Annotated in this window: 14 protein-coding genes and 3 tRNA genes; 12 read left to right on the top strand and 5 right to left on the bottom strand. The window is 36.3% G+C overall.

Annotated features, from left to right (window positions below):
• Nucleotides 1-14 precede the first annotated feature (14 nt).
• The 6 genes from OTJ99_RS09350 (at nucleotide 15) to OTJ99_RS09325 (ending at nucleotide 7292) form a co-directional block, all read left to right on the top strand.
• Nucleotides 15-1109, top strand: a complete 1095-nt coding sequence (locus OTJ99_RS09350; RefSeq protein ID WP_045165193.1) for a D-alanine--D-alanine ligase family protein — start codon at nucleotides 15-17, stop codon at nucleotides 1107-1109.
• Nucleotides 1110-1114: 5 nt separating this feature from the next.
• The gene (gene murI / locus OTJ99_RS09345) at nucleotides 1115-1918 is read left to right on the top strand and encodes a glutamate racemase (protein WP_045165192.1); all 804 of its coding nucleotides are present in this window, start codon (nucleotides 1115-1117) and stop codon (nucleotides 1916-1918) included.
• A gap of 24 nt (nucleotides 1919-1942) precedes the next feature.
• Nucleotides 1943-2380 (top strand): DUF1934 domain-containing protein, encoded by a 438-nt coding sequence (locus tag OTJ99_RS09340; protein WP_045165191.1) that lies wholly within the window; start codon nucleotides 1943-1945, stop codon nucleotides 2378-2380.
• The gene (gene argS, locus OTJ99_RS09335; RefSeq protein WP_045165190.1) at nucleotides 2377-4065 is read left to right on the top strand and encodes an arginine--tRNA ligase; all 1689 of its coding nucleotides are present in this window, start codon (nucleotides 2377-2379) and stop codon (nucleotides 4063-4065) included. Before OTJ99_RS09340 ends, argS begins: the two co-directional genes overlap by 4 nt.
• Nucleotides 4066-4224: 159 nt before the next feature.
• A complete protein-coding gene (locus OTJ99_RS09330; RefSeq protein WP_045165189.1) occupies nucleotides 4225-5640 on the top strand; it encodes a phenylacetate--CoA ligase family protein in 1416 nt (471 codons plus the stop codon).
• A gap of 62 nt (nucleotides 5641-5702) precedes the next feature.
• The gene (locus OTJ99_RS09325; RefSeq protein ID WP_045165188.1) at nucleotides 5703-7292 is read left to right on the top strand and encodes an FMN-binding glutamate synthase family protein; all 1590 of its coding nucleotides are present in this window, start codon (nucleotides 5703-5705) and stop codon (nucleotides 7290-7292) included.
• 147 nt (nucleotides 7293-7439) lie between these two features.
• Here OTJ99_RS09325 and OTJ99_RS09320 read toward each other — a convergent pair.
• Nucleotides 7440-7515 (bottom strand) — tRNA-Trp (locus OTJ99_RS09320).
• Nucleotides 7516-7829: 314 nt separating this feature from the next.
• On the opposite strand from OTJ99_RS09320, the gene OTJ99_RS09315 reads away from it, so the two are divergent.
• Nucleotides 7830-8411, top strand: a complete 582-nt coding sequence (locus OTJ99_RS09315) for a Uma2 family endonuclease (RefSeq protein WP_045165685.1) — start codon at nucleotides 7830-7832, stop codon at nucleotides 8409-8411.
• Nucleotides 8412-8417: 6 nt separating this feature from the next.
• Here the strand turns inward: OTJ99_RS09315 and OTJ99_RS09310 are convergent.
• The 4 genes from OTJ99_RS09310 to OTJ99_RS09295 all read right to left on the bottom strand — a co-directional run bounded on the left by OTJ99_RS09310 (nucleotide 8418) and on the right by OTJ99_RS09295 (nucleotide 9537).
• Nucleotides 8418-8494, bottom strand: a tRNA-Arg gene (locus OTJ99_RS09310).
• Nucleotides 8495-8559: 65 nt separating this feature from the next.
• Nucleotides 8560-8647: transfer RNA gene (locus OTJ99_RS09305), tRNA-Leu, on the bottom strand.
• 69 nt (nucleotides 8648-8716) lie between these two features.
• Nucleotides 8717-8938 (bottom strand): FmdB family zinc ribbon protein, encoded by a 222-nt coding sequence (locus OTJ99_RS09300; RefSeq protein WP_045165686.1) that lies wholly within the window; start codon nucleotides 8936-8938, stop codon nucleotides 8717-8719.
• An 80-nt stretch (nucleotides 8939-9018) separates the two neighbouring features.
• Nucleotides 9019-9537 carry a ferritin gene (locus OTJ99_RS09295; RefSeq protein ID WP_045165687.1) on the bottom strand — a complete coding sequence of 173 codons (519 nt, stop codon included), beginning with the start codon at nucleotides 9535-9537 and terminating at the stop codon, nucleotides 9019-9021.
• 308 nt (nucleotides 9538-9845) lie between these two features.
• On the opposite strand from OTJ99_RS09295, the gene OTJ99_RS09290 reads away from it, so the two are divergent.
• The 5 genes from OTJ99_RS09290 (at nucleotide 9846) to OTJ99_RS09270 (ending at nucleotide 13525) form a co-directional block, all read left to right on the top strand.
• A complete protein-coding gene (locus OTJ99_RS09290; RefSeq protein ID WP_045165688.1) occupies nucleotides 9846-10688 on the top strand; it encodes a Rossmann-like and DUF2520 domain-containing protein in 843 nt (280 codons plus the stop codon).
• A gap of 3 nt (nucleotides 10689-10691) precedes the next feature.
• Nucleotides 10692-11486: a 3-methyl-2-oxobutanoate hydroxymethyltransferase gene (gene panB, locus OTJ99_RS09285; RefSeq protein ID WP_045165689.1), complete on the top strand. Its 795-nt coding sequence runs from the start codon at nucleotides 10692-10694 to the stop codon at nucleotides 11484-11486.
• The gene (gene panC, locus OTJ99_RS09280) at nucleotides 11486-12331 is read left to right on the top strand and encodes a pantoate--beta-alanine ligase (protein WP_045165690.1); all 846 of its coding nucleotides are present in this window, start codon (nucleotides 11486-11488) and stop codon (nucleotides 12329-12331) included. Before panB ends, panC begins: the two co-directional genes overlap by 1 nt.
• 7 nt (nucleotides 12332-12338) lie before the next feature.
• The gene (gene panD, locus OTJ99_RS09275) at nucleotides 12339-12725 is read left to right on the top strand and encodes an aspartate 1-decarboxylase (protein ID WP_045165691.1); all 387 of its coding nucleotides are present in this window, start codon (nucleotides 12339-12341) and stop codon (nucleotides 12723-12725) included.
• 149 nt (nucleotides 12726-12874) lie between these two features.
• A complete protein-coding gene (locus OTJ99_RS09270; protein ID WP_269015332.1) occupies nucleotides 12875-13525 on the top strand; it encodes a L,D-transpeptidase family protein in 651 nt (216 codons plus the stop codon).
• Nucleotides 13526-13575: the final 50 nt, after the last annotated feature.

Raw genomic sequence — 13575 nt, 5'->3', positions numbered from 1 at the left:
GAGGTAATTCGTAGATGACCAAATTAAAGGTTGCAGTTTTGTTCGGTGGAGTTTCAACAGAACATGAAGTTTCGATAATCTCTGCAAAATCGGTTATGCAAAACCTTGACAAGGAAAAGTATGAGATAATACCAATTGGTATTACAAAAGAAGGGAAGTGGCTTTTGTACACAGGAAAGATAGAAGATTTAGACAGCAAATGGACAATGTATTCAATTGAATGTTTTATCTCACCAGACAGGACTAAAAAAGCGCTTGTGAAGATAAAAGATGGTGAAGCTACCTTTATTGACATTGACGTTGTATTTCCTGTATTGCATGGATTAAATGGTGAGGATGGTACTGTACAAGGGCTTTTAGAGCTCTCGGGGATTCCGTATGTTGGATGTGGTGTGTTGTCATCAGCGCTCTGCATGGACAAAGCTTTTGCTAAAAAACTTGCTCTTTTAGAGGGGATTCCACAGGGCCATTTTTTAGTGATTTACAAAGATGAGTATCTTTCCAAAAAGGAATATTTCATCAGACGGATTGAAAGTGAGTTTTCGTATCCTGTATTTGTAAAGCCTGCAAATTCAGGTTCATCAGTTGGGATTTCAAAGGCAAAAGACAAAGACGAGCTGATTTTGGCAATCCATGAGGCATTTTTGTATGATACCAAGATTTTGATCGAAGAGGCTATAAATGCACGTGAGATTGAGTGTGCAGTGCTTGGCAATAGCGAAATTTTTGTGTCAGCCTTGGGAGAGATAGTGCCTTCGAGGGAGTTTTATTCGTATGAAGCAAAGTATATAGATGGCTCATCAGAATTAATCATTCCTGCAAAACTTGAAAAGCAGGTAGAGGATGAGATTAAGGAGCTTGCTATTAAGATTTACAAGCTTTTTGAGTGTAGTGGTATGGCAAGAATAGACTTTTTTGTTGACAAAGAAACTAATAAGGTGTATTTCAATGAAGTAAATACAATCCCTGGCTTTACAAGTATTTCGATGTATCCAAAACTGATGGAGTACAGCGGTATACCATATCCTCAGCTTCTTGACAGACTCATACAATTTGCAATTGAAAAGAACCAACAAAAACAAAGCATAAAATATAGCAAAGAGGGTTAAAGCCTATGGATACAAGACCAATTGGGATATTTGACTCAGGCCTTGGCGGGCTTACAGTCTTCAAAGAGATTGTAAATCTTATGCCAAATGAGAGCATAGTATATTTTGGTGATACGGCAAGGATCCCTTATGGATCTAAGTCCAAAGAGACAGTGACAAAGTTTGCCACTCAAAACACAAGGTTTTTGCTATCCAAAAATGTCAAGATTGTAGTTGTTGCTTGCAACACTGCGTCTGCCTATGCATACGAATATTTAAAAAGTCAGTTTGATGTTCCGATTGTTGCTGTCATTGAGCCTGGAGCAAAAGCTGCAGTCTTAGCAACAAAGAACAAGAAAGTTGGTGTAATTGGTACAGAAGGCACAATTGCAAGTGGTTCTTTTGAGAAAAAGATTTTAGAGTATGACCCAGAGATAGAGGTGTATTCAAAGCCCTGTCCTCTATTTGTGCCGCTTGTTGAGGAAGGGTGGGTCGATAAAGAAGTGACATATCTTGTTGCAAAGGAATATTTAGAAGAGTTCAGAGAAAAGGGAATAGATACCCTTGTTTTAGGGTGTACACACTATCCATTTTTACAAAATGTCATAAAGAAGATTTTACCAGAGGTAACTTTGATAAACCCTGCGCTTGAGACAGCAAAACAAACATATGAGGTTCTAAAACAAAACAATATGTTAAATAGCTCAGAGGAGGAGCCAACTTATTATTTTTATGCAAGTGACAATTTGAAAAAGTTCGAAGCAGTTGCTTCAATATTCTTAAATGAAAAGATAAAATGTGAAGAAAAGATTGATATAGAAAAATACTAAAACCAATGTTTTTGAGGTGAAAGTATGAAAAAAGACGTTTTGATTTTTGTCAAGGGCACCCAAGAATACCCCATAAATAGCCTTGAGAATAGCATAGAGTTTTTCACAGAAGGCACGTTTTATAAAAAAGGTGAAAGCTTTTATGTGACATATAAAGAAAGCGAGCTTACTGGGCTTGAAGGTACAACTACTACATTTAAGATTCAGCCGAACCATATAACATTAATTCGCTATGGCGATGTTACGTCAACCCTTATTTTTGAGCCGGGCAAGAGGCATATATCAACATATATCACTGAAGACGGTGTGATAATGATAGGAGTTTATACAAAGAAGATGAGGGTAGATTTGACCGAAAATGGTGGAGAGGTTTTTGTTGAATATGCCATAGATTTAGATTCGCATATGATGTCTGAAAACGACTTTTTACTCAAAATAAAAGAGGCAGGTGTAAAAAATTGAATTTAGTAAAACTTGCAAAAGACCAGATAAAAGATACCATTGAAAAGGCTATAAATACTTGCGTTGAAAAGGGCATATTTCAGCTAAACGATGTTGTTCCTCCAATAATGATCGAAAAACCAAAAGAAAAAGCTCATGGCGATTTTGCAACCAACATTGCAATGGAGCTTACTAGAAAACTCAAAAAAAACCCACGTGAAATAGCTCAGAACATTGTAGATAATATTGACCTGACAAACACTTTGATTGAAAAAGTAGAAGTTGCAGGGCCAGGCTTTATCAATTTCTTTTTCAAAAGACAGTGGCTTTACAAGGTTGTAGATGCTATACTTTCTGAAGGTGATGATTATGGCAAAGTAGATATTGGAAATGGGAAAAAGGTTATGGTTGAATTTGTTTCTGCAAATCCGACAGGACCTATGCACATGGGAAATGCGCGAGGTGGTGCGCTTGGCGACTGTCTTGCAAACCTTTTAAAATGGGCAGGGTATAAAGTTACAAAAGAGTTTTATGTAAACGATGCAGGGAATCAAATAGAAAAATTTGGACAGAGCCTTGAGATAAGATACAGACAGCTCAAGGGCGAAAAAATAGAACTTCCAGAGGATTGTTATCACGGTGAGGATATAATCGAGCGAGTCAAAGAATACTTAAACGAAAATGGGGATGATTTAGAAACTTTGCCTTCTGAGGAGAGAAGAAAAAAGCTTGTTGAGTTTGCGCTCAAGAGAAATATTGCACTGATGAAAGAACATTTACAAAAGTATGGCATCGAATATAATGTGTGGTTCCATGAGAGCAGCCTCTATACCAGTGGTGAGGTTTTTGAGACAATTGAGGAATTGAAAAAGAGGGGATTTACCTATGAAAAAGACGGAGCTGTATGGTTTGCTGCATCAAAGTTGGATGAAAATTTAAAAGATGAGGTTTTGATAAGAACAAATGGAATACCCACGTATTTTGCAGCTGACATTGCTTACCACAGGAACAAGTTTGAGAAACGAGGGTTTGACATTGTAATTGACATTTGGGGAGCAGACCATCATGGACATGTTCCAAGGATGAAGGCTGCAATGAAAGCACTTGGAATTGATCCTGAAAGGCTTGTTATAATCCTTATGCAACTTGTACGGCTTGTTCGTGGCAAGGAAGTTGTGCGAATGTCAAAAAGAACAGGTAAGGCTATAACCCTTATCGATTTGATAGAAGAGATTGGGAAGGACGCAGCAAGGTTTATGTTCAACACAAAATCGGCAGACACACATATTGAGATAGACTTAGACCTTGTTACACAGCAGACCCTTGACAATCCTGTATTTTACGTGCAGTATGCTCATGCAAGAACTTGTGGGATAATAAGGGCTCTTTCTGAAGAGGGGATTGTTCTAAATAAAGAAAAAATTAGGCTTGAGCTTTTGCAGCAAGAGGAAGAGCTTGAGCTGCTCAAAAAACTTTTGGAGCTTCCAGAAGAGATAGAGATTGCAGCACGCAATTTAGATGTTAGCAGGGTTACAAAGTACCTTTTAGATTTGGCCTCAATTTTTCATGCTTTTTACAATGCATGTAGAGTAAAAAATGAAAACGAAGAGCTAATGCATACAAGACTTTCACTTGTCGAATGTGTAAGGATTGTAACTAAAAATGTGCTGACACTTTTGGGTGTTGATGCTCCAGAAAAAATGTAAATAAAGATGGGGCCTCTTAACTATTTTTGACAAATGGTTAAGAGGCTTTTTGTTTACTTTGAATAAAATTTAGATTAAAAGTTTTTAATCTATTGTTAGTCTTTGAAACAATATGATATAATTTGAGTAGTAAAAAGCACTTAAGTTGGGAGTTATACTATGGATATATTTGCAATACTAATTAGAAATGTATTCTTTCCTTTAATGGAATTATTCAAAGGAAATAGGATTAGAAAAAAATTGAATATTTTGAGAAATAATCAATCAAAAAGTAAATTGGAGATTGAAAACATCCAGAAGGAAGAGTTAAAAAAACTACTTCTTTTTTGTCTGGAGCATGTCCCAGCATACAAAAAGTTTGAATATTTAAGAGAAAAAATTATGACCGAACCAGAAAACGCTTTGCTTGAATTTCCTATCTTAGAGAAAAAAGAGTTCAACCAAAATAGAGATTTGTATTTGTCTGACAAAGCAAATTTATCTCGCTGTATTCTCAACAAAACAGGTGGTTCTACAGGTGAGCCTGTGAAGTTTTACATAGACAGGGAGACAGTTGAGTGGTACGAGGCAGCAAGGTATTTGGGACTTTCATGGTGGGGGATTAATATTGGCGACAGGTGTCTTATGCTTTGGGCGTCCTTAAATGATATTGAAAATACAAAGAGTTTGAAAGACAAACTTAAAGAGCTTGTGTTGAAAAATAGACTGATAATCTCATCTTGGGAGATAAATGAAAGAAATATAAGAAATATAGCAAAGAAGATTCAAAAATACAAGCCTTCCTTTATATACGCTTATCCTTCGGCTGCTTATAAACTTGCAAGCCTTATTAAGGAGAATAAGATAGAGCTCAGATTAAAACTAAAAGGTGTTGTTACAACAGCCGAGAATTTATATAAATACCAGAAAGATTTGATAGAAGAGGTTTTCAAATGTCCTGTGATAAATGAATATGGTGCAAGAGATGGAGGTATTATTGCCTATCAATGCAGAAAAGGTAAGATGCATTTGATGACTCTAACAGGCTATTACGAGTTTGTCGATATTGAAGGTGTGGAGGATAAAAACAAAAAAGCTATTCTAGTTACAGACCTTCACAATTATGTAATGCCAAGGCTGAGGTATCGGCTTGGAGATGTTGTAACTTTGGATGACGAGATGTGTGACTGTGGGATAGGTTTTCCTACTATCAAGGAAATAGATGGTAGGATAGACGAGATTTTTGTGGCAAAAAGTGGTGAAATTTATGATAGCCATTTCTTTAACATATTAGCAAGAGAGATGGAGGGAGTGCTACAGTATCAGCTCATTCAGCATGATTTAGATAATATGACACTTAAGATTGTAAAAGGAAAAAGATTTGATGAAAGAGAAGTAGAACAATTTGTAAAGAGTATTAAAAGTAAGTTTGGCGACATTTCCATAAAGGTTGATTATGTAAATGAGATTCCAACTGGACCCTCAGGCAAAATAAGATATACAATCAGAGAATACAAAATCCCCATTATGAGAACACTTTTACCGTTGGTAAAAATTGGCGCAACAATGTTAGCTTTACTTAGTATAGATCTATGATTTAATACAACTACTTATTAATGTTATATAACTCAACAATGTAGGAAGGGAGGATGGTTGGAATGAACTTAAGAAGGCCAAATGCGAACGAAGCAACTGGTACATTTAACCGTTCAAGAGATGTTGTTCCTATGTCAGGACTTTGTACAAGGTGTGTTGATGGATGTCAGGGTAATTGTGAAATCTTTTTAGCATCATTTAGAGGAAGAGAGGTTTTGTATCCTGGACCGTTTGGCGAGGTCACTGCAGGTGCTGACAAAAATTATCCTGTCGACTATTCACATTTAAACATCCAAGGTTATGCAGTCGGCGCAAAGGGTCTTCCTGAAGGTGTTGAAGCAAATCCTGATACAGCAATCTTTCCAAATGTTGACACAACGACAGAATACGGTTGGGAAAAGAAGGTTAAGATGAAGGTTCCAATATTTACGGGTGCACTTGGATCAACAGAGATTGCACGCAAGAACTGGGAGCACTTTGCAGTTGGTGCGGCTATCTCAGGTATCACACTTGTCTGTGGTGAGAATGTCTGTGGTGTTGACCCAGAGCTTGAACTTACATCGGATGGCAAGGTCAAAAAATCTCCTGAGATGGACAGAAGAATCACAACATACAAGAGGTTTTATGAGGGCTGGGGCGAAATACTTGTTCAGATGAATGTTGAGGACACGCGCCTTGGTGTTGCAGAGTATGTCATTGAAAAGCATGGGCTTGACACAATCGAACTCAAATGGGGTCAGGGTGCAAAGTGCATTGGCGGTGAGATAAAGGTAAATAGCTTAGAGAGAGCTCTTGAGCTGAAAAAAAGAGGGTATATAGTACTTCCTGATCCAACTTTAAAAGAAGTGCAGGAGGCATTCAAAAAAGGTGCAATCAGAGAATTTGAAAGACATTCAAGGCTTGGTTTTATTGAGAAGGAAAGCTTTTTGAAAGAGGTTGAGAGATTAAGAAGCATTGGATTTAAGAGGATTACTCTCAAAACAGGTGCTTACTCAGCTGTGGAGCTGGCAATGGCGCTGAGGTTTGGTGCTGAGGCAAAGCTTGACCTGATAACAATAGATGGTGCACCAGGTGGCACAGGCATGAGCCCGTGGCCTATGATGAATGAATGGGGAATTCCGACATTTTACTTAGAAGCATTGGCATATCAGTTTGCAGAGAAGCTTACTAAAAGAGGTTTCAGAGTTCCTGACCTTGCAATTGCAGGCGGATTTTCAACAGAAGATGGAGTGTTCAAAGCAATTGCAATGGGCGCTCCATATGTAAAAGCTGTTTGTATGGGAAGAGCATTAATGATACCAGGAATGGTAGGCAAAAACATTGAAAAGTGGCTGAAAGAAGGTAATTTGCCAAAGACAGTTTCCAAGTATGGAACAACACCAGAAGAGATATTTATCACATATGAAGAGCTCAAAGAAAAATATGGTGATGAAATAAAGAATATTCCTCTTGGTGCAATTGGTATTTACACATTTGTACAGAAATTCAAAACAGGTTTGCAGCAGCTTATGGCAGGTTCGAGAAACTTCAGAATTTCTACAATCTCAAGAAAGGATTTGATTGCACTCACAGAAGATGCTGCAAAGATATCGGGTATTCCATACGTAATGGATGCGTACAGAGAAGAGGCAGAGAGAATTTTAGAGGAATAAATTTGAGATAATTTAATTTTTAGCCAAAAACTAAAGGGGCTGTTAACTAATAAATAAAGAGTTGCAGCCCCTTTTATATTTTGACTTTATAAATAATTAGTTCACATTTAACTTATTCCCTATTCTAATTTCAGTGGCAAACTTTAATGGCAGGGGCGGAGGGACTCGAACCCCCAGCCAACGGTTTTGGAGACCGCTACTCTACCAATTGAGCTACGCCCCTACGTCTGATTTTATTATAAGCTATAATCTATGCTCTTGTCAACCCTATGTTGAGTATCATTTTAGATAGATAAAAATCTAAAATGTTTAGAAACATTCTCTTTTCAAACGTTATTGCATATAGTTTCCTTATTCTCAATGTAATAAGCTTAATTTGTTATTATCAAATGCTTGATGTTGACTGTCAAAGATTATTGGTTTTGGACAGCCACTTGTTATTTTGATATGTAAGGAAAATTATTATATAATTTTTATAGGTAAGGTCATAGATGATTGAAAATTCACATAACTTAAAAATAAGGGTGGAAAAATCAAATGGAAAAGAGAATTTCTAAGTTTTGGACATATCAAGATTATCTCAAGCTGCCTGAAGAAGCAAGGGTAGAGATAATAGATGGTGTCATCTACGATATGAGTCCTGCACCTTCAAGAGTGCACCAAAAGATTGTTTCAGAGCTTACAATTACAATTGGTAGTTATTTACGCCAAAATAAAAAGCCATGTGAAATTTACACAGCTCCTTTTGATGTTGTCTTAGTTAGCGAAGGACAAGATGAAAATCAAGCAATCAATGTTGTTCAGCCTGATATCTCAATCATATGCGACAAGAGAAAACTTACTGAAAAAGGCTGCGTTGGAGCTCCTGAAATGATAATTGAAGTAGTCTCGCCTAATAATTTGATTCATGATTATGTAAGGAAATTAAACCTATATACTCAATTTGGAGTCAAAGAATATTGGATTGTCAATCCTGCTAACCAAACGATTTTAGTTTATAGGCTTAAAGATAATGAAGGTTTACAAGCTCCAGAAAGCTATACTTTCAATGACAAAATAAAGGTTGGTATTTTTGAAGACCTTATAATAGACTTTGCTCAAATAAAAGAGGTGTTATAAAACAACTGGCGCGCCCAGGAGGACTCGAACCCCCAACCCTCAGATCCGTAGTCTGATGCTCTATCCAATTGAGCTATGGGCGCGCACATTTTGTTTTTTTACATAAAAAATAAAGCCCTTTTCAGTAGGGCCTTATTTTCTTTTTAATTGGTGCCGAGAGCGAGACTCGAACTCGCACGGGCTTGACGCCCACTACCCCCTCAAAGTAGCGTGTCTGCCAATTCCACCATCTCGGCACCTTTTATCGCTGCTGCAATATATATTATAAAAAGCTCTTTCAACTTTGTCAATAACTTTTTTGAGCTTTAGTTCCCGCAACAGCCTCTATTTCCTGAGCATGTGCTGCAACTTTGTACTTTTGAGCCATTTGCAGCAGATATTCCAAAGTTTATTTTGGAGTAATCTCTTCTTACATCATCTGAAGAGCATTTGGGACAAATCACTTTTAGACCATTTGAAATTTCTGAAATAGAAGCATTTATTTCGAAAACCTCTTCGCATTTGTTGCAAATAAATGTGTAAAACATTTTATTTGTCACCTTCATTAGCTTACTTTCTATTTCAAATAGTATACCAAAATATTATACAAATTCAACCCTTTTTGTTTTTACTCAACCTGCATTATTGAAGGTGGGGTGTATACTCTCATTGATAATTCTTTGTCCAAAAACAAAAGTCCACTTGGATCTTCTTTGATAAATTTTAGCTTTTTCAAAATCTTATCCATCGTTTCCTCTTCCTCTGCCTGCTCACTTATAAACCATTGCAAAAAGTTGTGGGTTGTGAGGTCCTTTTCTTCAAGAGCAGTTTTTGCTATCTCATGGATAGAGGATGTTATAAACTGCTCGTGAGCAAGCGCAAGTTCAAATACCTCAGTAGGTGAAGAGTATTCTACTTTTGGTTGTTTTAATTCTTTTAAAATAACTCTTCCACCAATTTTGTTAATATAATCAAAAATTAGTCTTGCATGGTCTAATTCCTCTTTTGTTTGGACCATGAAAAAGTGTGCAAAACCATCTAAATTTTGAGAAGCAAAATACGCTTCCATTGCTGTGTAAAAATATGCAGAAAAAAGTTCCCTGTTTAGTTGTTCATTAAGCATCTCAATTATTTTTTGATTTTTCATTGCTCAATTTCACCTCTTCATAAAATAATTTTTCATAGTTATTTTTACCCTCAAAATTAAAAAGTTAACGCTATCTTTTTTCAAATATTGTGGTATAATTATTTCATAGGATGGTATCGACAAGGATGTCGAGCCATACCAAACTCATGTAGGCTATCTTTTATTTGAAAAAATCAAATAGAAAGCTGCCCTGATTTTTAAAGAACAGGGACTGCTAAAAAGGTATTGACACATACTTTAATTACATTTTGCAAAGAAAAGGCAGACTCTGTTCTGCCTTTTTTAATTTATTCTTGGAGGTAATTTTTATGAAAATTGGTTTTTATGGAGCATCAAGAGCAGGAATTTCTTTGGGTTTGTATTTTATAAACAAGGGTCTTGAAGTTGTAGGATATTACAACCGCACATATGAGAAAGCAAAAGAAGCTTCCAATTTGACAAATACAAAAGTTTTTAAAACACCGGAAGAACTAATTAAATCATCTGATGTGATTTTTCTCAGCGTATCTGACTCTGCTATAGAAGAGGTTTCTAAAAATCTACCACAGGAAATTTCAAAAAGCAAAGTTTTTGCTCATCTTTCAGGGGCATTGCTATCAAGCGCAATAAAGGTGTCTTGTAAAGGGAGATTTTCTCTGCATCCAGTGCAGACATTAAGAGGGAAAATAGAAGATGTCCAAAAACTGAATGATGCAGTATTTTCATTAGAAGGTGATGAGCTAGGGAAGGAAATTGGCAAGATAATACTTCAAAAATTGGGGAATAAATATATAGAGCTTAAAAAAGAGGACAAAGTAAAATATCACCTTGCTGCAACGATTGCTTCGAACTATTTAATTGGACTTTTAAACTTTTCATACAGCATTTATAAAGATCTAAAACTATCTGATGACATTATATTCTCAATGATAGGTCCTCTTGCAAAGGCCTCATTAGAAAACTTTTTAAAAGATAGATTGAATTCTTTAACTGGCCCTGCGTCAAGAGGAGATATCCCAATTTTGGAAAAGCACTACACGGTACTTTCAGATAGCCAAAGAAATACATTTTTGGAACTTTTGAAACTTACTTCAGAGCTTATCAAAGAAAGAGGACAGCTTGAGGTTTTTGAGAAACTACAGGACTTTATTAAATCAAAAGGTGGTGAGTAAATTATGAACAAGGTTACAACAAAATTATTGCTTGAAAAAAAGCAAAAGGGCGAAAAGATTACCATGCTCACAGCTTATGATTACACATTTGCAAAGCTATTTGACAGCTGTATGGTTGACATCTTGCTTGTTGGTGATTCACTTGGTATGGTAATTCTTGGATATGATTCGACAATTCCAGTTACCATGGATGATATGGAACACCATGTAAAGGCTGTTGCAAGGGGAACAAGGTACGCGATGGTTGTTGCGGACATGCCATTTTTGTCCTATCATACAACACCTGAAGAAGCTGTAAGGAATGCTGGAAGGTTAATTAGGGCTGGTGCATATGCAGTCAAGATGGAAGGGTGCGATGATGTTTTAGACAAAATAGAAGCTGTGCTTAGAGCTCAGATTCCTGTTATGGGGCATTTAGGACTTACACCTCAGTCTGTAAATGTATTTGGTGGGTATGAGCTTCGTGCAAAAGAGGAAAAAGAAGCAAAAAAGCTAATCGAAGATGCAAAAAAGCTTGAAGAGGTAGGTGTTTTTGCGATTGTGCTTGAAAAGGTTCCAGCAATGGTTGCAAAACAGGTTCAAGAAAGTGTTAAAGTACCCGTAATTGGCATTGGTGCAGGTCCTTATTGCGATGGGCAGGTACTTGTGTGCTATGATATGCTCGGCATGTATGAAGACTTCAAACCAAAGTTTGTAAAAAGATATGCTGAGATTGGTAGTATAATTAAAGATGCTGTTTCTAAGTATATTGAAGAGGTCAAAAAAGGAGAATTTCCAGGAAAGGAGCATAGTTACTGATGGTTGTGGTTGAGAAAATTCAAGAAATGAAGGATATTGTCAAAAAGCTTAAAAAGGAAGGCAAGACAATAGGATTTGTTCCAACAATGGGATATTTACATGAAGGACATTTGAGCCTGGTCAGGAAATCAAAAAGTGAAAATGATATAACAGTTATGAGCATTTTTGTAAATCCAATTCAATTTGGACCAAATGAAGACTATGACAGATATCCTCGTGATTTTGAGAGAGACAAAAATTTGGCTGAGAAAGAAGGGTTAGATTATGTCTTCTATCCCTCAGTAAAAGAAATGTATCCAGATGACTTTAAAACAGTTGTATCCGTCAAGAATATAACAGATATTATGTGTGGCAAGTCAAGGCCAGGGCATTTTGATGGTGTTGCAACTGTTGTGCTAAAGCTTTTTAACATTGTAAACCCTGATAGGGCATATTTTGGGCAAAAGGATGCACAGCAACTTGCAGTCATTAAGCAGATGGTAAAGGACCTGAATTTAGATATTGAGATTGTTCCATGCCCGATTGTGCGTGAAGAAGATGGACTTGCAATGAGTTCACGGAATGTGTATCTTTCTGATGATGAGAGAAAGTCAGCAACAGTTTTGTACAAATCTTTAAATTTAGCAAAGGATCTGATTGAAAAGGGCGAAAGAGATGTTTTAAAGCTAAAAAAGGCAATGGAAGATTTGATTTTAAAGGAAAAGTATACGAGGATTGATTATATTGAATTTGTAAACTATGAGACTTTTGAAGTGATTTCAGAGGTTAAAGGCAAGGTTTTGATAGCATTGGCAGTATTTGTTGGAACAACCAGACTTATCGACAATATGGTTGTGGAGGTATGATAGAAGAATGCTGATTGAGGTTTTAAAATCCAAGATACACAGGGTAACCGTTACAGAGGCTAATCTGAATTATATAGGAAGCATTACAATTGACGAAGAACTGATGGAAGCTGCAGGAATATTAGAAAATGAAAAAGTTCAGGTTGTTAACATAAACAACGGTGAGAGATTCGAAACTTATGTTATAAAAGGAGAAAGAGGAAGTGGAACAATTTGCTTAAATGGTGCAGCTGCTCGCTTGGTGCAGGTTGGAGATAAAATTATTATAATGGCTTATTGCTTGCTTACGATGGAAGAGTATAGAGAACATAAACCAAAGATTGTATTTGTGAATGAAAATAATAAGATTGTGAAACTTTCAAGTAAAGAAGATCATTCAGAGTGTATGTGTTAGCAAAGAAGCTTTCAGAAGAAGGGGGCCTAAGTTAGCATAATGGGGCCCCTTTTAATATTATTAGGACCAAGTGCATATACTATATTTACTGATAATGATAAAACTCTATTGTATGCAAAATGAAAGGAAAAGTAAAAAATAAAAGGTCATTGGCAATAGCTTTAATAACAGGAACTTTAATTTGTCTTACTTTCATCTCGGCAATCTCTCAACATTTTGCAAATCCGTATTTAATCTTTGTTTCTATCGATAATAGCAAACTTTATGTATTTAAAAATGGAGTATTATACAAATCATACCCCATTTCTCCTGGGAAGCCTTCAACTCCAACTCCAGTTGGAACATTTAGGATAATTTCAAAATCGTACTGGGGTGAAGGTTTTGGGGGAAGGTGGATGGGCCTGAATGTGCGGCATGGCAAATATGGTATTCATGGAACAATATACGAAAGTTATATTAGTGCACATGTTAGCAAAAGGTGTGTAAGGATGCGAAATGACGATGTAAAAGAGTTATTTTCATATATACCTCTTGGCACAACTGTTGTAATTTCGGAAGGTGCATATGGTGAATTTAGAAATGGTTTCAGAACAATCTTTCCTGGAGACACAGGTGAAGATGTGATGGCCGTGCAGAGACGGCTCAAAGATCTTGGTTTTTATCATGGCGATGTTGATGGGAAGTATGGTCTTGCAATGGAGGCAGCAATTTATCAATTTCAAAAAAAGAATAAATTGCCAATAACAAATAAAATTACTCCTTATTTAATGAAAAAAATGGGATTTTACTTATTTGAATAAAAAAATCTCATGATAGCAAAAATAAATATGTAACTTAATAGAATTTTAAT

It is taken from the genome of Caldicellulosiruptor naganoensis, assembly GCF_026914285.1.
GTDB lineage: Bacteria > Bacillota > Thermoanaerobacteria > Caldicellulosiruptorales > Caldicellulosiruptoraceae > Caldicellulosiruptor > Caldicellulosiruptor naganoensis.
The sequence above is the reverse complement of the archived record's forward strand: the minus strand, read 5'-3'. Positions and strand labels throughout refer to the sequence as shown.